The sequence below is a fragment of the Methylomonas rapida genome (assembly GCF_024360925.2).
GTDB lineage: Bacteria > Pseudomonadota > Gammaproteobacteria > Methylococcales > Methylomonadaceae > Methylomonas > Methylomonas rapida.
This window is the reverse complement of sequence record NZ_CP113517.1, coordinates 3,416,306-3,434,344: the sequence shown is the minus strand read 5'-3', so window position 1 is coordinate 3,434,344 and position 18,039 is coordinate 3,416,306. Positions and strand designations below refer to the sequence as shown.

Genomic DNA, 18,039 nt, shown 5'->3' with positions numbered 1-18,039 from the left:
ATGTCATCAAACAACAAAACAGATTATCAGATCGCGCAGCAGCAAATTTTCGATGGCATCATTTCCGGCGAATTCGATATCGAAAACCGCAAGGATTTGGGACCGATGATTCCCATACGCCTGTTTCAGGCACTGCGCATGGTGGCTTTGGGCTCCAATGTCGAAGAAATTCTGGGGCAGGGCGCGCCGTCTCTGATTTACCATTCCGGCCAGAGTTTGGGCTTGGCCATGGGGCAAATTGCCGTGGCGAATATCGATAAAGATCTGGAAACCTATGTCGGTAAAATCAAGCTGTTGTGCCGGCAACTCAGCATTGGCCTGGTCGTGCCCGAAAAAGTCGATCTCAGTGAAGGTTTGCTGGAATTGCGCGTCGATGAATGCGTGTCTTGCGCCGGTATTCACCATGTTGCGGCGCCGATTTGCCACTTCGAGGCCGGCATGGTGGGCGGCATCGTCAAAACCTTCTTCAAACGGAACGTCAAAGCCACCGAAACCAAATGCAATGCCTTGGGCGATAAAACCTGTTTGATTCGCGTCGATCTGCTTTGAGCGGAACTTTTTTTCATGATTTCAGGAGTGCAGTATGAGCAGCAATATCCATCATCTTGACGTGCGTAAGTCACAAACCAGCGAAATCGATTCGATCTTGCGTAATTTGATGAGCATTCAGGGCGTGACTGCGGCTGCCATTGTCGATGGCGATGGCTTTGTCACGCATATCCACCGCGATTCCGACATCAATACCGATGCAATTGGTGCGTCTGTGCAAGTGGTATTTGGCGCAGCCGCCAAGGCCGCTCAGCATGTCGGCCACCATCTGACCAATCTGGTCATTTGTGAAAATGCGGAAGGCTATATCTTATCCACACCTATCGAAGCCGGTTTCATGCTGGCGTTGGTGACTCAGCGTGACGCCTTGTTGGGGCGGGTGCGGTTTGAATTGAAAGAAACCGTTCCGGTATTGAAAAAATTGTTTGCTAGTTATCTCTCCAATTGAAAAGCCGTTTAGATCACTCCATGCATTGGTTCGAATCGCAACTGAGAGAATTGGACCGGCTGGCCGAAGCCTATGTTTTGTCGCAACAAAAATCGCAGGGCAATATCGTCGATGTTAGCGAAGAAACGCGGATAAAGCGCAACCAATTTATTGACGCGGTACAGGGATTGGTTGATAAAGTCAGTAAAATCAAAGGCATCTCTGCGTGTTCAGCTTACCATGACGGTTTGATTCTGGCGCATTCGGCGAAGGCGGACAATGTCGATGGCTACGGGGCGATGGTGCAAGATTGTATTCGCGCGGCGCAACAGGGTGGCGCTATGTTGGATTTGGGCAATATAGAACAAATCGTGATCGTTGGGGCCGTCAATAAAGTCGCGCTGTTAACTGTGGGCCCCTTGGTGTTGTGCATCTCTAGCTCCAAACAGCTTAATTTGGCGCTGGCGCTCAGCCAGGGTAAATAGGTTCCGGCGCCATCGGATGCCGCGCAAATTTAGTTATTTTGTTTCAGTGAAGCCGTTGAGCGGGTTCGCGCTCGAGCCTGTGCGGCGCGTTTGTCTTTGAGGAATCTGTCGGCCATGAACAATAAAAAAAATAACGGAAGTTCCTACCCTTTGGGGTCGACGTTACGTCCCGGCGGCGCCAATTTCAGTGTCTATGCCAAAAATGCCACGCGGGTGGAAATCCTGCTGTTTGACCATGTCGATGACGACACGCCGAGTCATGTGATTCCATTGGACCCTTTGCATAATCGCACGTTTCATTACTGGCATGCTTTCGTGCCGGATGTTCAGGCAGGGCAGCTTTATGGCTATCGTGTGGATGGCCCGAATAACCTGCAACCGAGTTTGCGTTTTGACGCTGATAAATTATTGCTGGACCCTTATGCGCGCGGTGTCGCGGTGGGCCAGGCTTATGATCGCAGGGCTGCCATAGGCGCTGGCGCGAACATGGGTGCGGCGATGAAAAGCGTGCTGGTGGATTATCGCGGCTACAACTGGGAAGGCGATACGCCACTGAGAAAACCCTTTCGCGGCACGGTGATCTATGAAATGCATGTGCGGGGCTTTACCCGGCATCCTTCGTCCGGCGTCGCGCCGGACAAGCGCGGGACTTATGCCGGCTTGATCGAGAAGATTCCTTATCTGAAAGAATTGGGCGTTACGGCCGTGGAACTGCTGCCCATCTTTCAGTTTGATCCGCAAGACGCGCCGCCCGGTAAAATCAATTACTGGGGCTATTCGCCGGTGTCGTTCTTTGCCCCGCATAGCGGTTACAGCTCCGATCCTTCGCCGCTTGGCGCCATCGCCGAGTTTCGCGACATGGTAAAAGCCCTGCACCGGGCCGGGATCGAAGTCATTCTGGACGTGGTGTTCAACCATACCGCGGAAGGGGATCATCGCGGGCCGATGTTGTGTTACAAGGGGCTGGCTAACGATGTTTATTACATCGTCGATCCTCATACCGGCGAGTACGCCAATTATTCCGGTACCGGCAATACCCTGAAAGCCAATCATTCCGTGGTCCGGCGCCTGATACTGGACAGTTTGCGGTATTGGGTTACCGAAATGCACGTGGATGGTTTTCGCTTCGATCTGGCGTCGATTTTGTCGCGCGACGAGGACGGCCGGCCTCTGCCCAATCCGCCGATTTTGTGGGACATCGAAACCGATCCGGTATTGTCCGGCAGCAAGCTGATTGCCGAAGCGTGGGATGCGGCCGGGCTTTATCAGGTAGGCAGCTTCATCGGCGATTTCTGGAAGGAGTGGAATGGCCGCTTCCGCGACGATATCCGTGCTTTCCTGCGCGCCGATGCGGGCAGCGTGGCCAAGCTGCCCAATCGCTTGTTCGCAAGCCCGGATATCTTTGCCGATCAGGGGCGGGAGCCGGAAACCAGTATCAACTTCATCACCTGCCACGATGGATTTACGTTGTATGACTTGGTCTCTTATAACCAGAAGCACAACGAAGCCAACGGCGAAAACAATCGCGACGGTTGCGACAACAATATCAGTTGGAATTGTGGCATCGAAGGGCCTACCGAGAACCTAGCCATTCAGGCGTTGAGAAAGCGCCAGATCAAGAATTTCTTGACGCTAACCATGCTGGCGACCGGCACGCCGATGTTGATGATGGGCGACGAAGCCTGTCGCACGCAATTGGGTGATAACAATGCGTATTGTCAGGACAACGAATTGAGTTGGTTCGACTGGACATTGCTGGAGCGGCATGCCGACATGCATCGTTTCGCAAAACAACTGATACATATGCGTGGCTTGCTGTACATCTGGGGCGAATCGTCCGCCACGCTGAATTTGCTCTTTCAGAAATTGCACATCGAATACCACGGCATCCAGCTTAACCAGCCGGATTGGGGAGAAGATTCCCATTGCTTGGCTATTCTGGTCAGCAAATTGCAGCAACCTTACGCGCTTTATTTCATTTTCAACAGTTACTGGGAAGCGCGAGAATTTGAATTGCCTCGTGAATCCCAGAAGACTCGTTTGCATTGGCGTCGCGTGATTGATACCGCTTTGCCATCTCCCGACGATTGCGTCGATGTGGAGGAGGGTGTACTGATACAAAGCGACAAGTATCCGGCGCAGCCCAGGTCCATCGTTTTATTGATAGCCAGGATTGGCTAATGGCTTTTACCGTGAACCTTAAAACCGCAGTCAGTCCACGAAAGACACGAAATAGATCAGTTGCTTGAATGAAGCATGCCTATCACCGGTTGGCTGTAGGATGAAATATGAATAATGCTTTGAAATCTTTCGTGATTTTCGTGTCTTTCGTGGATCAACTGCTTGTTCTAGGGTGAATGATATTATGGAAGCAACGCCTTCGTCTCGATGAGGGCGTTGCTTCCTCGGAAAACTTTCATTGATTGTGATAATATCGCGCTCCGTGGTGGTTCATCAACAGCGCCGGCGTTTTCATCTCGCGGGTGGCGGATAAATCAAGGGCTTGCATCTCCGCAAGCCCTTTTTTTGTGTCCAGGTTTTATCGCTCACCCCGTGGCTGCTTGTCATCATTCCGAACAAATAAACGCTTACCCCTTTCACATTACATTTCAGAGAATACCTATCTTGAGCTTGAATAGTTACCAGACGGTCGATCGCGAACAGTTGGCCAAAGACATCAAACAGCTCCACCAGCAAGCACTGGCCGACATGGGGCCGGACGATTTTCGTCACATGCGGCGCATGGAGCGGTGGGGGCAGGCTTGCGAACTGCTCGGCTACGCGACGGCGTGGTTGGCGCCTAATCCGGTTTCCGCGCTGTTGATCAGTCAGGGAAGTTTCACGCGCTGGACACAAGTCGCGCATCCGATTCAACACCGCGGCTACGACAAAGCCCAAGGCGCTTCGCAGCGTTATAAAAGCAAAAAATTTGCTCAAGGTTGGCGACGCTTTCTCGATTGGCCCGATTGGATGACGCCCTCGGGTTGGCATCATGAGCACGACGGCTTGCACCATTACCGCTTGGGGGAAACGGCCGATCCCAACAATGCACAGCACAACATGGAATGGTTGAGACAATCCTCATTGCCGATGTGGCTGCGCTATACCATCGTGGCCTTGTTCTCGGGGGTCTGGAAGCTGAGTTATTACACACCACGCACGCACAAGGAATTGGAAATCAATGCGGCACGGCAGCAGGGTAAGCCTGTCCCCGAAATGACCCGTTTGGGGGGCTGGAGTTTGTTCACGCCGCGAGGACGAGGTCTATGGTTGCAGAGCATTCTGCCTTATGTGGCTTATCGCTTCGTATTTTTGCCGGCGCTGTTCTTGCCGTTGGGTAGCGTGGCGGCGACCAGCGTATTGTTGAACTCCATCCTGGCTGAAATCTTCACCAATATGCATACCTTTCTGGTGATGATCCCCAACCATGCCGGCGACGATGTGATGGCGTTTGATGAAAAATCCCACAGCAAAGGAGAGTTCTATCTCCGGCAGATATTGGGTTCGGTCAATTACCCGACCGGTTCCAATTTCAACGACTTTTTCTACGGTTGGCTGAATTATCAAATCGAACACCATTTGTGGCCGGATTTGCCGTTGAGTCAGTACCAGAAGCTACAGCCCCAAGTGAAGGCCTTGTGTCGGAAGCACAATATTCCTTATTGCCAGGATTCCGTATTCAAACGCTTGCTGAAGGCAGTGGACATCATGGTAGGAAAAACGTCGATGCTGAAGCCGGCGGCAGCTTAGGCCGGCATTGTTGAGGACTAGGGTTGATGTTTGGAATTGTCCTTGGATGCAATTTTCTTTGCTTCTTCCTGCATGGTCAGGATCTGTTCCAGGGAGAGGCTCTTGGATAGGGCGTCTCTTCTGGTAACGGCGTCTTTTACATCCTTTGCCGCGGCCAAGGTAAACCACATGTAGGCTTTCTGGGTGTCTTTCAATACCCCTATGCCCAAATCAAGAATGTTGCCCATTTCGTACTGTGCCGAGTCATGCCCTGACATTGCGGCATCTTGCAGCCAGTAGATGGCGTCCTTGTAGTTTTGCAAAACACCGTTACCCTCCATCAGTGCCATGCCGTAATGATACTTGGCTTCTAGGTTTCCTCGTTTGGCGGATTTTTCCAGCCATTCCGAGGATTCTTTCGGATTCCTATGTTTGCTGTGCAAGCCAAGCTCCAGTGCGGCCTCGGCATTGCCTTGCTTGGCCAAGTCAATAATCTCCGGAGAAATCGCTTCCTCCTGATAAATTTCGTTTTTGGGTTTCAACCAATATATTGCGGAAGTCAGTATGAAAGTAAGTGATAGCACTAGGGCAATGATCGCCAGAAAGCGTTGACTTAAAAAGGTTTTGAAATGACAGGAGCAGTCGTTGCAACGGTAAATTTTATAAAACCAGGCCCTGAGCGAAGCTTTCCTGGATTGCCTGGATGAAACGCAGGTGTTTCGACTTCCGCAACGCGGACAGTAAATAAAGGTCGATGAATTGAGCACGTATGGTTTTCCTCCCAGGCGACGTTGAAAGCAGCCACTCTTTTGCGCATAACGATACCAAGACCGGTCGGTTTTTTGCAAGACACACTGAGCTTGCATGTTTTGCCCGGACAAATCGTCAAGCGGCACTTTAAGTCTCATGAAGCTGTGGGCGAGTGGATGTCTGTCTGTTCCATGATCCTAAAACCGGCAGCAAGTCCGCGAAAAGAACGAAATACACGAAAGAAACCATTGCGTTATGAAGCTTATCGGCTCACCTTTTCGGTGCGGTTCTTTGGGGGATAACCGTTTGAAACTTTTCGTGATTTTCATGTGTTTCGTGGGTTAAATGATTTTTCTAGGATGATGAACTTGACGCCGGATGCCGGCTTGATTTTAGGATTTGTTTGGAAAGTGATGCTGACGACATCCGCAGGCTTTGAAAAATTGCGCGCGAATTGGGTCACCGGTAAGCTGAAACAGCTTTCAAACCTTCCCTTCGGAACTGATTTCGCCACGCAAATGAGCATAGGCAGGTAAGGTTTGCAGGCGGTTGTCTTCCAGCGGCATGCCCACGGTAAAGTGGTACAGGCTTTGCCAGGTGTGATCCCGCAAGCCCAGCACGGCATGCACCATGTCATCGAAGAAGCAGCCGATACCGGTACCGCGCACGCCGGATGCTTCGGCTTCCAGGTACAGGATTTGCCCGAGCAGGCCGCACTCCCAGAACAGGCGCCGGTAGCGCCAGGTCTCTGCCTCTACGTTTTCGGCAAATCGCGCCAACATACCAAGGCTGAATGCGCTGTCGCCAGCGATGGCCTGGTGGCAGCAAAGCGTTTTCGCGGCTTGGCGGATATCGCCCGCTACCAATTGGTAAAATTCGAAAGGTGCTGCGCTGCGTTGCCAGACAAAATCGGTGGCAAAAGTCTGTTTTAGGGCTGTGATAGCGTTTGCGTTACGCGGCAGCAAATAAAGGCCGGGTTTCAGTGTGTCCACCCTGTGCACGAATATCAGCATATGTACCTGTGCCGGCCAATTCCATGCCGTAAATGGCGGCTTGGCGTTGGGCAGCAATGCCGCCAGGATGCGGTGAAAATCGGCTAACGGCAATGATGCTGCGGTGCCATCGAAATGCTGTGCGCTACGACGTTGGCGTATCAAACGACTGGCGGCGAGGTTATGACTGGGAGTCGGCAAGTCAAACGCGTAGGGCTGACTGCGCTCGGCGGTGGTGGCGGGTTTTTGCATTTGATGAGCGGCTTCGTCGATGATGGGCCAGCGATGAAAGTGTCTGTCGCTCAGGCGTAGGGCTTTGCCGGACCACTGCGCGCCATGTGTCATTTGCGTCAACCGCTGGGCGTCGAAGGCCTCGCAGCCGTGCTGATTGGTGCGCAATCGGCAAAGCAAATCGGGGGCTTCTCGCTCGTGTTCCACAAAATCGTCGCTACGGTCCAGTCCCAACCAGCTGGCAATGTCGGCATCACTGGCTTCGCCGAGCAATTCCGGTGACCAGCCTAGACAGGCAGCGGCATAACTCAGAGCCGCCAGCGCGTGGCCGATGTCGTGTTGGCAATAACGAAAAGCGCGTTCGCCGTATTTCCAGGCTTCGCGCCAGTGAATAGAGGATAGGCCGATATAAAGCTCGCCAGACAGATCGTCACCGGCGAAATGGCAGCGGCGTTCCAGCGCATGATCGTGGCTGACGTAGTGATAAACCCCTGGCTGCAGCAATGAAGCATCGGTGCAGATCAGATAGGCCTCGGTCGGATGCAAATTGCCGCTGGAAGGGTTGCAGCGCAAAGCCCAGTGGTCAGGGTCGTATTGTTTCCAAGCCGACAAACCGAACGACAATTCCAGCATTAGCCCGAGGTTGTTCATGGTTAAGGGTTGCGGGGGTATGGTTTCTGGCTTGTCCAGATCGCCAAATCGGCAAGCCAGCTCCATGCCGGGCAGGGGTAGCTTCACCGACTCGCAGCCTGTAAAACGGCGGAACGGGTCGGGTTGATTGGCCCAATCCAGCGAGTCGGGGCCTTTGGCATAAGCATTGGGCTGATGTTTGGTGCGTTGGTGATAATGAAATACGGCGTCGGCGTTTGTGCTCATGGCGGCATGCAGGGTAGTTACGTAAAACCTTTCGATTCCAGACATCCGGAAATGCGCGGAAAAAGCTTTATTAGCAAAGCCGCGTCGATCGAGTATGGGTTACAGGGTAAACCATAATCCCACGAAGCACTTTGTCATATGATCTCTGCCGGTTTTGCCTTTCCAACTGTGTGCCGAAGCACTCGATTGCCCATCCTTGAAACGGTTGAGTCGGCCGGCTTGATAAACGCTGAGAACCCCAAAGTGTTGGCGGTTGTAATACATGATCTGCAGGCAGTCGGTGCCGCGCACAAACAGAAAGCAAGATTGTGCTTGACGCAAACGGATTAATCCGTATAATAGCCCAAATCAATCGCGGGGTGGAGCAGCTTGGTAGCTCGTCGGGCTCATAACCCGAAGGTCGTAGGTTCAAATCCTGCCCCCGCTACCAGACAAATCAAAGGCTTAGGTTTGACGACCTAGGCCTTTTTTATTGCCTGCCGATTTCATGTAGGCACTTTGTAGGCAGTTTGGCTAAATTTTTGGGAATGCCGGTCAATGGCGTCCAGTTTGTCGGCCTTGTGTCGGAGTACGTGGCCTGGGTCGCTGTTGCGATCGTAATCGATAACCGCCTGCTGGAAATCGTACAGTTGCAATAATTCGACCGCATAACGGATTTTCCCTCCCTGCCTCATCTTGGTTATGCGCTGGCGCGATAGGTTTAACCGCCGTGCCAGTTCCGCACCCCATACAAGTTGTTGCCCGTTCCAGGTTATAAAGTGTTCCACGCATTGTTCCACGTCAACTAATAAAAATGCCTTGCTACCTACAATCAAAACGGGGCCCGAATTACCCGCATCCCGATTTGCCAGGAAGGACCCGTAAAACTAAATTGTTTCTCTCATGGACAGACAGAAACCTTCCACTGTCAGCGTTGCCGCGTGCTCTATCTGCTGGCTAGTGCCAAGCGCCGGATTTATGCGATAAATCGGCACGACGACGCGCCACGCGGCGCGATTGGCACGATAGGCCAGCACTGGTATCAGTCCAGCATCGTCGGCCTGTATAAGTGCCTGTGTCCACCATTTTGCAATCTGCGCATCGGTGGCGGTTTGATACCGTTTACACTCTATAGCCAGACGACGGAACGCATCAGCGACCGCGCCGATTTCGTCCGGGTGAACGATTAAGTCATGGCCGCCCGATCTGGTTTGCTCCAAATTGCGAATCAAGCGAACGCCGCACCAATCCGCAATCAATCCGGCAAATTCCCGTTCTGCGCTGGCGCCTTTTTGCCGGCTATTAATCCGCATATTCCGCCCCCTCGGTCTGTTCACCATCCGGCTTTAGGTTGATGCTGGCTGCGTAAAGCTGTTGCCCTGCCTCCGTTATCAGATATAAGGCTTGCACCTGCCGCGCGTCTGGCTGTGCAATAGCGTCGATGATTTCCAGCGCCAGCAACTCAACCAGGTCGGCCAATGCTTTAGCCTCTTCCGCCCAATTCACCATGGCAAACGCTCCACGGTAAAACCCTGTATTTCGTAGATGGTCCGCCGTTTTTTGGCGGTGGCGTAACCAAACGCGCATCTATCGACGAAATCGATCACATACGCGCATGTTTTGCCGGGGTAGGGTCTGCGGCATCGGCCTATCGATTGAATCAGCTTGGTGGCTGCGGGTTGTCCGTTTTTTTCGATCACGGCGCTTAACGGGGTGGCAAATATCAGCGTTTGCAGGTGCGGCCAGTCGATCCCCTCCGACAATAGGCTAGTGGTGCCTATGATAAGCTGGCTGTCTGGGGCCTGTGACATGCGTTCTAGGCGCGTCTTGCTGGGTAGCTGGCCATGTATCAGCAAGGGCTTTAGTCCTTCCTCCTCGGCCAATTTCGCCAGGATTTCACAATGGTTGATTTGTTGGCTCAAAACGATCACGGCGCCCGACCGCAAAAACTGCGCTTGATCGATCTGTCTAATGATTTCGTCGTTGCGTTCGGCATCGCTCACAATCATATCGATGTAGTCCTGCCAGGTTTCCGGGGCTCGGCGCTCCCACGGCAATTCGACCATCTCGACCTCGACCGGTAAAACCTTGTCACCGATCTGTTCCGGTTTGATTTCAGACACGACCGGGCCTAATGCGGCATGAATCATAAATTCCAGGCTATCGCGCCGCTGTGGCGTGGCGCTTAGGCCGTATTTATAGCGGGCATCCAGGCCGGTAATGACTTGGTAAAACTGATCTGCTGGCGCGTTATGGCATTCATCGGCAATCACCAGGCCGTAATCCAGTTGGGATAAATCCCGCTTAACCAGCGTTTGCACGGTGCCGACGGTGAACTGCTCGCCTTCGGTATCCTTGCCAGCGCCGATCATGCCCGCGGTTAATCCTGTGAATTGCTCGATAGCGCCGCGCCATTGTTCGGCCAAATCCTTTGACTTAACCAATACCAGCATCCGCTGCTCTAGTCTTGACGCCAGGGCAATGGCGGAAATGGTTTTCCCTGCGCCGGTTGCCGCCACCAACACGCCGCCTTTCGCTCGCATAGCATCGGCAACAAAGGTTTGTTGATAATCCCGCAACTGGCCATTAAAGCCGATCTGGGCCAATACGCTGCGCCGGTTGTCCATGATTTCAGCGCCAGCCGTGAACAGTTCGCCCACCATGCCGACCGGAATAACTAGGCTGCCGTCGTCCATGCGTCTGGACAGCATTATCTGTTTGGGGATGCTGCCGGTGTAACGGTTTTGCCGAAGAGCCTCGTAATATTTCGGGTTGCTGTGCGTGCAGCGTTTTTCGATCTGGTTAAGGATGTTTTCCGATGCCTCGATGCGGGCATGGTTTGTTAATGTGATTTTCATCGTTTTATCTCTTAAATTCTGGGACTGGGCTAAGGACGATTCCCGGGGGACAGTTTCAGGGGGACAAGGGACACCTCTTACAGAGGTGTGTCCCTGTCTGTCCCCCCTAACTGGACTGTCCAGGGGGGACATTCGTCCCCTTTTGTCCCTGTCTGTCCCTTTGATAATTAGTGGAATATTGGCCATGCGTAATCGCCGTGCTCGACGATAAAACCGGAATCGAACAATTTATTCCTGCATCGCTTGAACGCTTTTTTTCGCGCATCTGCTTTACCTTCCTCAGCCTCACAATCAACGGTGATGGTTTGGTAAGCCAATTCGCGCCAATGGTCGATATGAACGACTTTCGCCGCGCGGTTCGTCCAGCCTTTGAATCCGGCGAACTTGTCCTTGATCTCTGCTGAGGGTTCGACGCCATGCTTATCGATAGCCTCAGATAGTGCGGTCAATATCGCGTCATCGCGTGCCGACAATCGCCGCTTTGCTGTAACGGGTTTCGCATCGCCGGCATGCTCCAAGACGACCGACTTCAACGGCTCGCCGTCATCATCCGGCCAGGGCAAATCAACCGTTTTGAGCGTGAATTGCTGGGGACTGAATGCCTCGAAGTCTTTGGCCTTGGTGCAGGTCAGCACGACATTTGCGCCGTCTTTGGTAGCGGAAAATTCGGCATCCATCGCCGCTCGGATTGATGAACTACCCCGACTTCGCTGCGCTGTGCCGTGGCCGCTGTGGTGGACGATCAGAACCGCCGCGCCCAAGGGCTTAAGGTGGTTGTCGATGTTGGCGACAAACTGCCCAATATCCGCGCTGCTGTTTTCATCGCCGGTCATGTTGCGGTGTAGCGTATCGATGATGATTAAGCCGGGATTCGGACAAAGCGCCATGATGGAATCCGCTATCCATTGTGCGTTGTTCGAGTCGATCAGGTCGCCGGGGCGTTGGCTGATGAATAACCGCTCCGGTGCTGGTCTGCCGTGTTTGACTTCCAGCGCCTTTAATCGTCTGGCCATGCCTGCGAAACCTTCGCCAGCGATCACAACGACGTCGGTTTGCTCGGTCGGGCATCCATTCCAGTGGATCCCATGCGCCACGCAAAACCCCCAATCCAGGTCCAGTAATGATTTCCCGGTTCCCGGTCCACCGAATAGCAGATTCAATGACCCGCGCTCGATGTAACCCTCCAACAACCATGGAATGCTGATGGGCTTCGCTGTAAGCTCTGCGGCGCTTATAAAAGGGAAGGGTTTAGGCGCGGATTGTTCAGGATTCGCGTCGATCTCGATAAACTCGTCATCATCTGGCAACATGGCCGGCCTCCCTCTTTGCGCGGTAGATGCGCACGACTTCCCTGGGCTCGCCGGTGTTAGCGACGCCGTTCTGCCAAATCGGATTAACGGCCACCAACTCCGCTCCCGATCTCAACAAAGCCTTAACCAGCTCGACAACATCGTCGACGCTCGGACCAACGGACCACTCGACAACACACTTGCAGCCCTGAATCGGCCAGTTGAATGACGCGGGGTTTTCGCCGGGTGGTAGGACCAAGCCGACCGAATCCCCACGACCGTTCCGAATCTTCGCAGACTGCCAAGCGCCAGCGCCGACGCACACGACGACCAGCCATGGCGGATTCTTGAAACGCTGGCGCTCTACCAGTATCGTGCCGAATGGCGGCAATTTCGACTTAGGCGCCATCGCCACCTCCCGCCTGATAAAATTCGGCATCCAGAACCATCTCGGCTTCGATGTCATTGCGCTGGCTGCCGCTTTCGGCTTTTTCATCCAGCGCCACGGCTCGACTTAGCTCTGTACCGACGGGTAAATATTTGAACAATCGCCTGATGGCTGTTTTCTTTGCCATCTCTTCAAAATGATCTTTCCAAGGCCCGAAGCCGCTCGATTTGCTGGCGCGTTTGGCTTTCTCGATTTCGGCCAGGTCCAGCACCTCAAAGTGAATGCCGCCGGTGGTCAGTTTTGCCATGGCATAGACTGCAATCAGCTTGCCCCTGTCTCCTGTGGCGGGTTTGTGGGTGATGCGCTCCTCGGTGCCAAGCTCCCAGTCGAAAACGTCGTTTTCGTGAACTGTTCGCGCTGTGACTGAGGCGACAAGGCCGGATTTGAAAGCCAAGTCGATCATCCCGCGATAGCCGATCTGCAAAGTACAGTCGTTTTTGTAGGGGACTAGATACGCTTGCCCCAGATGCGAACCGATTTCCAGCCCCAATTGAGTCGCACGGATAACAGCGCCAACCACGGAATAAGGGTTGCATTCCAATAGTTTCGGGTTTGCTTTAGTTTCCGCCATCACAGCCGCCGCGATCCGGTTAGGGTCAGCCGCTTTCGGTGATATGGCCTTGATGCGTGGCAACGCCATTTTTAAGCAGGCTGGCAAGGTTTGCGGCTTGGGCGCTGCGGGCGTGTTCAATGCGTTCATTAAATCGCTCATACCGTAACCTCCAATTTCCGATAGCTCCATGCGGGTAAATCGACGGTTATCACGTTGTCGCCATAACCCGGCCAAATGCCGGATTTTTCGCACTGCTGCCAAATTGCCAGCGCCTTTTCGACTTGACCGCGTGCTGCTTCGACTGCTTCTTTCGTCAATCGAACGACCGCCACGCCATACGGGGGATTTTTCTCGACCAGCACAAACACAAAATCAGCCGGGGCTTTGCCGGTGATGCTGCGGTAAATATCCGAATAGACAAATTGTTGGATGTGCAGGCCATACTTGACCGCGTATCGCTGTGCTTCGTCGGGTGAAGCGGCGGAGGTGGTTTTCAGGTCGACGACAATGCCGTCGGCTTGGTGGAAGTAATCGAGCCGGCCTTTGATTGCTGTGCCGTTGATGCTGCCGAATGCCGATACCTCAGCGACGCTGCCTTGTAACAGTCGGCCTGCGAGTGGGTGGGCTTCAATGGCTGCGGCCATGCCTTCGATCTGCTCCATATCGCTGGCGGTGATGATTTCCTTGCCTGGGTTTTCATCAATGATTCGCTGATATTCGGCTTTACCTTTCGTTGTTCTGCGGTCCACTGCTGGCGCGACTGCATAGCGAATATTGCCGGGCTCCAAAATACGATTATGTGCATGGGTGCCTAGCCGCATTGCTGGCGTTGATTCGGTCGGGTTGTCGATCTGATAACGTGCATGGGCCGGTGATTGTGCCAGCATGTTTTTGATAACCGATTGAGAGAGCTCCGGCTTTGCTGCGCGGTACTCGCTTTCTGACTGATTGAAGATAAAGGCGGGCTTCATGCTGCCACCTCGCCCGCAATCAGGGCTTGAACCGCTGATTTGCGGTACATGGGTTTACGGCCTAAATACACTGGCCGGATAACGTCCCGGCCTTCACAGTGCCATTTTCGTAAAGTTTGCGGCTTCAATCCCAGGTAGAAAGCAGTTTCGTCGGTGGTCAGTAGGTCACGAGTGACTTCGTTGAGGGGTGGGTATTTGGTTAATGATACCGGTTCGATTTTTCGCGCCTGGGTTGCTGGCGCTTGATTGGCTTGACTGGTCATTACTAAAGACTCCGATTTGTTGATGGAGCCTGTTTTGTAATGCTGGTTTTTCCACAAAATTTTAGAGTGTGGAAAAATGGAAAACTGTTGTGGAATTTTTTTATTTTTGGGGGTTGACGCGTTTTTTGAATTCTCGAACTTTGTTACCCAGCGTTCCTGATGGGACAGATTTTACAATCCCGTTCTTTACAAATTCAAACGTCCATTGATCTTCTCCTTTATTGCCCGATCCATAACAATTGCCAATTAGTGAATTCTTCTGGTGGTTTTTGAGAGTATTGATATGCTTTTTAAATTTACTCGGCTTTTCCGGTTTTCCACAATCGCACCAAAGCTCGAACAAGTATTCATCAAGCAATCGATTAAATTTAATTTCTTTGTCGGTGTTGGGGGCGTCTTGTTCTACGGATATTATCGGCGCAATGTACTTTTTCTTTTCATCCTGTGTTGCTGGCGCTGCCTTTCCGGTCAAAGTTCGATCTAACCATTCATTCAATAAAATAGACCCCACGTCATGGTTGCCAAGATAGGCCGCGTAATCGGCTGGCGATACTGTGAAATTAGGCAAATAGGGCGATTGGATAACCTCGAATCGACCAGCGATAGAAAGACGGATATGTTGCTCACTGGAAAGCACGGCATCAATACCGGCTTTCACCACAACCTTATCTTTGTATTGCTTCTGTTCGTAGCGCCATGGATGTGGTGAAACGGTATCAAAGCCAGCTAACCGGGCTTGTTCTTCGTTTTCAAATTCAATATCACGCTTCACCTTAACCCAGTGTTGAAATTCGCTTCCATCATCTTTCGCTCTTAATTCACCGGCCAAATATTCCCGCGTCATTTGAGCGATTAGCCGCCGTTGTTCCGCCTTATTGTTTCGAATTTGAGGATAACAATAAATGATGTCAGCAAAGCTCAGGGCCTCGCGTGCCTTGATTTTTTGATTAATGGTTTTAGGTGGTATAGCAACCACGATACGCCTCCTTCAAAGCGTAGTCCTTCGAGGGATTGCCGCGCCAGCCGGTGAAGGAATCCGGTTTTCGGGTGGCCATCCTAGGCGCGGCAAATATGGTTAAGCGGCTTGTGGTCTGGGGGCAGGGGTAACGGTAGGCTTGGGTTTCTGACGGGCCTGCCATAGGTCATATTCGGCTTGCATTTTTACCCATGTTTCGGCGGTCGGGCCATTCATCCAGGCTTCGAGTCTAATCGCCATTTCTGCGCTGATAGCCGCTTTGCCATTGACGACACGGGACAAGGCCACACGGGACACACCCAATTGAGCCGCTGCCTCTGTAACGCCTATACCAAGCTCGGGTAAAACATCCTCTTTCAATATGCTGCCGGGGTGGGGTGGGTTGAACATCGCCATATAAATCGCCTTCGATCGGGTGGGGTTTCCAGCCGGGCAAGTCCATTTCTTGCGGATTCTTGGCGGCATTCAATAGCCGCGCTAGCTTGTTGCCATGCTCGGCATTGATACCGGCCTTTGAGCCCGTTTCAAAAAACTGCTTTATGCCTTTATGCCGGAAACTCTTAATCATAACTCAGTGTATAGCTATGCTTTACGGTTTGCAATGTCTTGGTCTGGCTGGGTTGGTGTGATGTTTTTCAAAATCGCCTTGATACCTCGCAATCCATGAATGCCGGCCTGCCGGTTGCGCTGCGGTTGATCTGGCTGGATGGGTGGCTGCGCATCGATGCGTGGTTTCGGTTTTCGATCCTTCGGCTGACACGTGACATTTTTCGGCGATTCCTCGCGCGCGCGTTTTTGGGTTAATTGGGTTATATTGGGTTTGGGTGACATGACGCCCCTAGTTTTTGACACCATGTCACCAGTTTTTGACACATTGTCACCGATGTGGATAACTTTTTTTGGTGACTCTATGTCGCTGGCTGTGGATAAGTTTTGTTCAAAATCGGCCTGCTCACTTTCGTCATATTGCGACATGTTGTCACCGGCGTCATCTGATACAGCCGGCAAAATCATGTAATGATTCGTCCGGCCTTTGTCGCGGATAACCAAGATAAACCCGGATTTTTCCAGCGTATCAATCGACCGCATCACTGTGCGGCGATCACAGCCTGCACGAAAGGCAATGTCAGACAGAGAGGCAAAGCAGTAGCCACCACGGTTGGCCCTATCAGCCAATGCGATCAACACCGCCTTACTTGCCCCTTTGATGCTGGCATTGAATGCCTGGGTTAAACATTCCATGCTCATTTCTCACCTCCAAAAAACAGCAACGCCAGGCCAGCTATCAACGACCTTTTGTCGAATTGTGGGTTGTGTTTTATCCGGGCTGCGCGTTCCAGGTTGGCCCGGTTTTTTGAAATCTGATTGGTGTTGGCTCGAGTCATCATCGTGCGCCCCCTTTGCGTTCGGCGGCCATTTGCTTGGCTTTCGCGCCAATCTGGATCAATGCCGCAATGGTTCCGGCCCTGTTGGCCAGTCCAAGCAGTACAGATTGAATCTCGCCATCGGGTAAGCGTTCGCTAACATCACACATGGCCAAGGCTGTCACCGTATTGCAAAGGTTTTGGGCTTCTTCGTCGGCATGCAACAGCAGATTGCCGAAAAATATAAGCTGATCGTCGTCCAGGTTATCTTTTGCTGCCTCGAACAGTTGCAGTAGCGCAATTTGAATCGAGCAAATCATTCGGCACCTCCTGTACGCAAAGATGCCGTGCGGCTGTAGGCCCGGAAAATTTCGCGAACATCGGTCAATTCGGCCAAAACAGAATCAAGCGCCTTCGCCACGACATGATCAGCCGCTTGATTCCGGACGCCTTCATCGAAGTTAAAAGACAACAGAATCAGAATACCTTGCGCTCGGTTGAGTGAACTCATGATGGCATCATCGACCATGGGTAATTGATCGATCTCGGTTTCGTCGATGCGATGCTTCAAAATGTTTGCGGTCATTGCGCACCCCCTTGAGCCCAATGCTCGAAAAGCTCACCGCCGTTGCTCAGGTATTGGTGAACCTCTTTTGCGGTCGCTCTCGCATCAAGTGTCAGTACGGCCATGCAGTCATCGAACAGTTCTTTGTCCAGGCTACGAAGTGTTATCAGATTGAAGGGGAAGCGATAGCCGTTATAAAGGCCCAATAGGAATAGGCGAACGGTTTTTGATTGGCCTGTGTCTCGTTTGGCGACGTTGGCCAAGCGGATTAATGCAGGAATGCCGGTTTCGGTGGCCGCCTTGCGCTCTTGATCGTGCGCGAGTATTTCCTGAAAGAATAAATCGAGTTGTGTATTGGGTGTTTTTGGGCGGATTGCGCCCATGATTTGCGTAGTCATAGCGACGACTCCTTGGTTCAGGTAAGTAACCGTCGGCAAAGGTTCGAATCTTTGGGCGACGGGCTGTAATGGGTTCGAACTACCGTACCAAGGCAACGGCCACCGCGAGGGTGCCCAGAACAGCCCGCCAAAACAGGATAACACGACTCACGCCGCGCTGAATGACGGGCACAAAAAAGCCGCTATGAATGCGGCGCTTTTGACGCCATGGTTGAAACGGGGTTCGAATCCCGTCCACTGTGCTCAGTGGATGGGTGCAGATTATTGACCTGTGTTGATTTTGTCAAGCATTATTTTATGAGGCGCAAGCCTTCACCTGCTTGCTGGTTGAAGGAA

General features: G+C 52.5%; 22 protein-coding genes and 1 tRNA gene. 6 read left to right on the top strand and 17 right to left on the bottom strand.

Annotated elements, in window-relative coordinates; all coding sequences use genetic code 11:
* The 5 genes from NM686_RS16170 (at window position 1) to NM686_RS16150 (ending at window position 5,211) form a co-directional block, all read left to right on the top strand.
* Window positions 1-549: a V4R domain-containing protein gene (locus NM686_RS16170; RefSeq protein ID WP_255188880.1), complete on the top strand. Its 549-nt coding sequence runs from the start codon at window positions 1-3 to the stop codon at window positions 547-549.
* 34 nt (window positions 550-583) lie between these two features.
* Window positions 584-997 carry a roadblock/LC7 domain-containing protein gene (locus NM686_RS16165; RefSeq protein WP_255188879.1) on the top strand — a complete coding sequence of 138 codons (414 nt, stop codon included), beginning with the start codon at window positions 584-586 and terminating at the stop codon, window positions 995-997.
* Window positions 998-1,017: 20 nt separating this feature from the next.
* Window positions 1,018-1,461, top strand: a complete 444-nt coding sequence (locus NM686_RS16160) for a roadblock/LC7 domain-containing protein (RefSeq protein WP_255188878.1) — start codon at window positions 1,018-1,020, stop codon at window positions 1,459-1,461.
* A 114-nt stretch (window positions 1,462-1,575) separates the two neighbouring features.
* Window positions 1,576-3,642: a glycogen debranching protein GlgX gene (gene glgX, locus NM686_RS16155; protein ID WP_255188877.1), complete on the top strand. Its 2,067-nt coding sequence runs from the start codon at window positions 1,576-1,578 to the stop codon at window positions 3,640-3,642.
* 444 nt (window positions 3,643-4,086) lie between these two features.
* On the top strand, window positions 4,087-5,211 hold the full coding sequence (locus tag NM686_RS16150) for a fatty acid desaturase family protein (RefSeq protein ID WP_255188876.1): 1,125 nt from the start codon (window positions 4,087-4,089) through the stop codon (window positions 5,209-5,211).
* Window positions 5,212-5,228: 17 nt separating this feature from the next.
* Here the strand turns inward: NM686_RS16150 and NM686_RS16145 are convergent, their stop codons facing one another.
* Complete coding sequence (locus NM686_RS16145; protein WP_255188875.1) at window positions 5,229-5,732, bottom strand: tetratricopeptide repeat protein; 504 nt, start codon at window positions 5,730-5,732, stop codon at window positions 5,229-5,231.
* Window positions 5,733-6,422: 690 nt separating this feature from the next.
* Window positions 6,423-8,039 (bottom strand): SagB/ThcOx family dehydrogenase, encoded by a 1,617-nt coding sequence (locus NM686_RS16140; RefSeq protein WP_255188874.1) that lies wholly within the window; start codon window positions 8,037-8,039, stop codon window positions 6,423-6,425.
* Between the two features lie 353 nt (window positions 8,040-8,392).
* On the opposite strand from NM686_RS16140, the gene NM686_RS16135 reads away from it, so the two are divergent.
* Window positions 8,393-8,469, top strand: a tRNA-Met gene (locus tag NM686_RS16135).
* Between the two features lie 55 nt (window positions 8,470-8,524).
* Here the strand turns inward: NM686_RS16135 and NM686_RS16130 are convergent.
* The 15 genes from NM686_RS16130 to NM686_RS16055 all read right to left on the bottom strand — a co-directional run bounded on the left by NM686_RS16130 (window position 8,525) and on the right by NM686_RS16055 (window position 17,703).
* Window positions 8,525-8,806: a hypothetical protein gene (locus NM686_RS16130; RefSeq protein ID WP_255188872.1), complete on the bottom strand. Its 282-nt coding sequence runs from the start codon at window positions 8,804-8,806 to the stop codon at window positions 8,525-8,527.
* Between the two features lie 99 nt (window positions 8,807-8,905).
* Window positions 8,906-9,331: a putative PDDEXK endonuclease gene (locus NM686_RS16125; RefSeq protein ID WP_255188871.1), complete on the bottom strand. Its 426-nt coding sequence runs from the start codon at window positions 9,329-9,331 to the stop codon at window positions 8,906-8,908.
* Window positions 9,321-9,527, bottom strand: a complete 207-nt coding sequence (locus tag NM686_RS16120; RefSeq protein WP_255188870.1) for a hypothetical protein — start codon at window positions 9,525-9,527, stop codon at window positions 9,321-9,323. The genes NM686_RS16125 and NM686_RS16120 overlap by 11 nt, the downstream gene beginning before the upstream one ends.
* Window positions 9,521-10,876 (bottom strand): DEAD/DEAH box helicase, encoded by a 1,356-nt coding sequence (locus NM686_RS16115; protein ID WP_255188869.1) that lies wholly within the window; start codon window positions 10,874-10,876, stop codon window positions 9,521-9,523. The genes NM686_RS16120 and NM686_RS16115 overlap by 7 nt, the downstream gene beginning before the upstream one ends.
* Window positions 10,877-11,043: 167 nt before the next feature.
* A complete protein-coding gene (locus NM686_RS16110) occupies window positions 11,044-12,186 on the bottom strand; it encodes an AAA family ATPase (protein ID WP_255188868.1) in 1,143 nt (380 codons plus the stop codon).
* A complete protein-coding gene (locus NM686_RS16105) occupies window positions 12,173-12,574 on the bottom strand; it encodes a hypothetical protein (RefSeq protein WP_255188867.1) in 402 nt (133 codons plus the stop codon). Before NM686_RS16105 ends, NM686_RS16110 begins: the two co-directional genes overlap by 14 nt.
* The gene (locus tag NM686_RS16100) at window positions 12,564-13,325 is read right to left on the bottom strand and encodes a recombinase RecT (RefSeq protein WP_255188866.1); all 762 of its coding nucleotides are present in this window, start codon (window positions 13,323-13,325) and stop codon (window positions 12,564-12,566) included. The genes NM686_RS16105 and NM686_RS16100 overlap by 11 nt, the downstream gene beginning before the upstream one ends.
* Window positions 13,322-14,137, bottom strand: coding sequence for a PD-(D/E)XK nuclease-like domain-containing protein (locus tag NM686_RS16095; RefSeq protein WP_255188865.1), 816 nt, complete (start codon window positions 14,135-14,137; stop codon window positions 13,322-13,324). Before NM686_RS16095 ends, NM686_RS16100 begins: the two co-directional genes overlap by 4 nt.
* A complete protein-coding gene (locus NM686_RS16090) occupies window positions 14,134-14,400 on the bottom strand; it encodes a helix-turn-helix domain-containing protein (RefSeq protein ID WP_255188864.1) in 267 nt (88 codons plus the stop codon). Before NM686_RS16090 ends, NM686_RS16095 begins: the two co-directional genes overlap by 4 nt.
* Window positions 14,401-14,500: 100 nt before the next feature.
* Window positions 14,501-15,376: a hypothetical protein gene (locus tag NM686_RS16085; RefSeq protein ID WP_255188863.1), complete on the bottom strand. Its 876-nt coding sequence runs from the start codon at window positions 15,374-15,376 to the stop codon at window positions 14,501-14,503.
* Between the two features lie 99 nt (window positions 15,377-15,475).
* Window positions 15,476-15,772, bottom strand: coding sequence for a HigA family addiction module antitoxin (locus tag NM686_RS16080; protein ID WP_269022983.1), 297 nt, complete (start codon window positions 15,770-15,772; stop codon window positions 15,476-15,478).
* A gap of 186 nt (window positions 15,773-15,958) precedes the next feature.
* The gene (locus tag NM686_RS16070; protein ID WP_255188862.1) at window positions 15,959-16,624 is read right to left on the bottom strand and encodes a helix-turn-helix domain-containing protein; all 666 of its coding nucleotides are present in this window, start codon (window positions 16,622-16,624) and stop codon (window positions 15,959-15,961) included.
* A 136-nt stretch (window positions 16,625-16,760) separates the two neighbouring features.
* Window positions 16,761-17,060 (bottom strand): hypothetical protein, encoded by a 300-nt coding sequence (locus tag NM686_RS16065; RefSeq protein WP_255188861.1) that lies wholly within the window; start codon window positions 17,058-17,060, stop codon window positions 16,761-16,763.
* Window positions 17,057-17,326: a hypothetical protein gene (locus tag NM686_RS16060; RefSeq protein WP_255188860.1), complete on the bottom strand. Its 270-nt coding sequence runs from the start codon at window positions 17,324-17,326 to the stop codon at window positions 17,057-17,059. The genes NM686_RS16065 and NM686_RS16060 overlap by 4 nt, the downstream gene beginning before the upstream one ends.
* Window positions 17,323-17,703 carry a DUF7673 family protein gene (locus tag NM686_RS16055; RefSeq protein ID WP_255188859.1) on the bottom strand — a complete coding sequence of 127 codons (381 nt, stop codon included), beginning with the start codon at window positions 17,701-17,703 and terminating at the stop codon, window positions 17,323-17,325. Before NM686_RS16055 ends, NM686_RS16060 begins: the two co-directional genes overlap by 4 nt.
* Window positions 17,704-18,039: the final 336 nt, after the last annotated feature.

Bases quoted from the DNA above. Each gene is read 5' to 3' on its own strand.
- NM686_RS16170 (WP_255188880.1), top strand. From the start codon at position 1: ATGTCATCAAACAACAAAACAGATTATCAGATCGCGCAGCAGCAAATT.
- NM686_RS16100 (WP_255188866.1), bottom strand. From the start codon at position 13,325: ATGAGCGATTTAATGAACGCATTGAACACGCCCGCAGCGCCCAAGCCG.
- NM686_RS16060 (WP_255188860.1), bottom strand. From the start codon at position 17,326: ATGACCGCAAACATTTTGAAGCATCGCATCGACGAAACCGAGATCGAT.
- NM686_RS16065 (WP_255188861.1), bottom strand. From the start codon at position 17,060: ATGATTTGCTCGATTCAAATTGCGCTACTGCAACTGTTCGAGGCAGCA.
- NM686_RS16055 (WP_255188859.1), bottom strand. From the start codon at position 17,703: ATGACTACGCAAATCATGGGCGCAATCCGCCCAAAAACACCCAATACA.
- NM686_RS16120 (WP_255188870.1), bottom strand. From the start codon at position 9,527: ATGGTGAATTGGGCGGAAGAGGCTAAAGCATTGGCCGACCTGGTTGAG.
- NM686_RS16160 (WP_255188878.1), top strand. From the start codon at position 1,018: ATGCATTGGTTCGAATCGCAACTGAGAGAATTGGACCGGCTGGCCGAA.
- glgX (WP_255188877.1), top strand. From the start codon at position 1,576: ATGAACAATAAAAAAAATAACGGAAGTTCCTACCCTTTGGGGTCGACG.
- NM686_RS16115 (WP_255188869.1), bottom strand. From the start codon at position 10,876: ATGAAAATCACATTAACAAACCATGCCCGCATCGAGGCATCGGAAAAC.
- NM686_RS16165 (WP_255188879.1), top strand. From the start codon at position 584: ATGAGCAGCAATATCCATCATCTTGACGTGCGTAAGTCACAAACCAGC.
- NM686_RS16110 (WP_255188868.1), bottom strand. From the start codon at position 12,186: ATGTTGCCAGATGATGACGAGTTTATCGAGATCGACGCGAATCCTGAA.
- NM686_RS16095 (WP_255188865.1), bottom strand. From the start codon at position 14,137: ATGAAGCCCGCCTTTATCTTCAATCAGTCAGAAAGCGAGTACCGCGCA.
- NM686_RS16070 (WP_255188862.1), bottom strand. From the start codon at position 16,624: ATGAGCATGGAATGTTTAACCCAGGCATTCAATGCCAGCATCAAAGGG.
- NM686_RS16080 (WP_269022983.1), bottom strand. From the start codon at position 15,772: ATGGCGATGTTCAACCCACCCCACCCCGGCAGCATATTGAAAGAGGAT.
- NM686_RS16105 (WP_255188867.1), bottom strand. From the start codon at position 12,574: ATGGCGCCTAAGTCGAAATTGCCGCCATTCGGCACGATACTGGTAGAG.
- NM686_RS16140 (WP_255188874.1), bottom strand. From the start codon at position 8,039: ATGAGCACAAACGCCGACGCCGTATTTCATTATCACCAACGCACCAAA.
- NM686_RS16090 (WP_255188864.1), bottom strand. From the start codon at position 14,400: ATGACCAGTCAAGCCAATCAAGCGCCAGCAACCCAGGCGCGAAAAATC.
- NM686_RS16125 (WP_255188871.1), bottom strand. From the start codon at position 9,331: ATGCGGATTAATAGCCGGCAAAAAGGCGCCAGCGCAGAACGGGAATTT.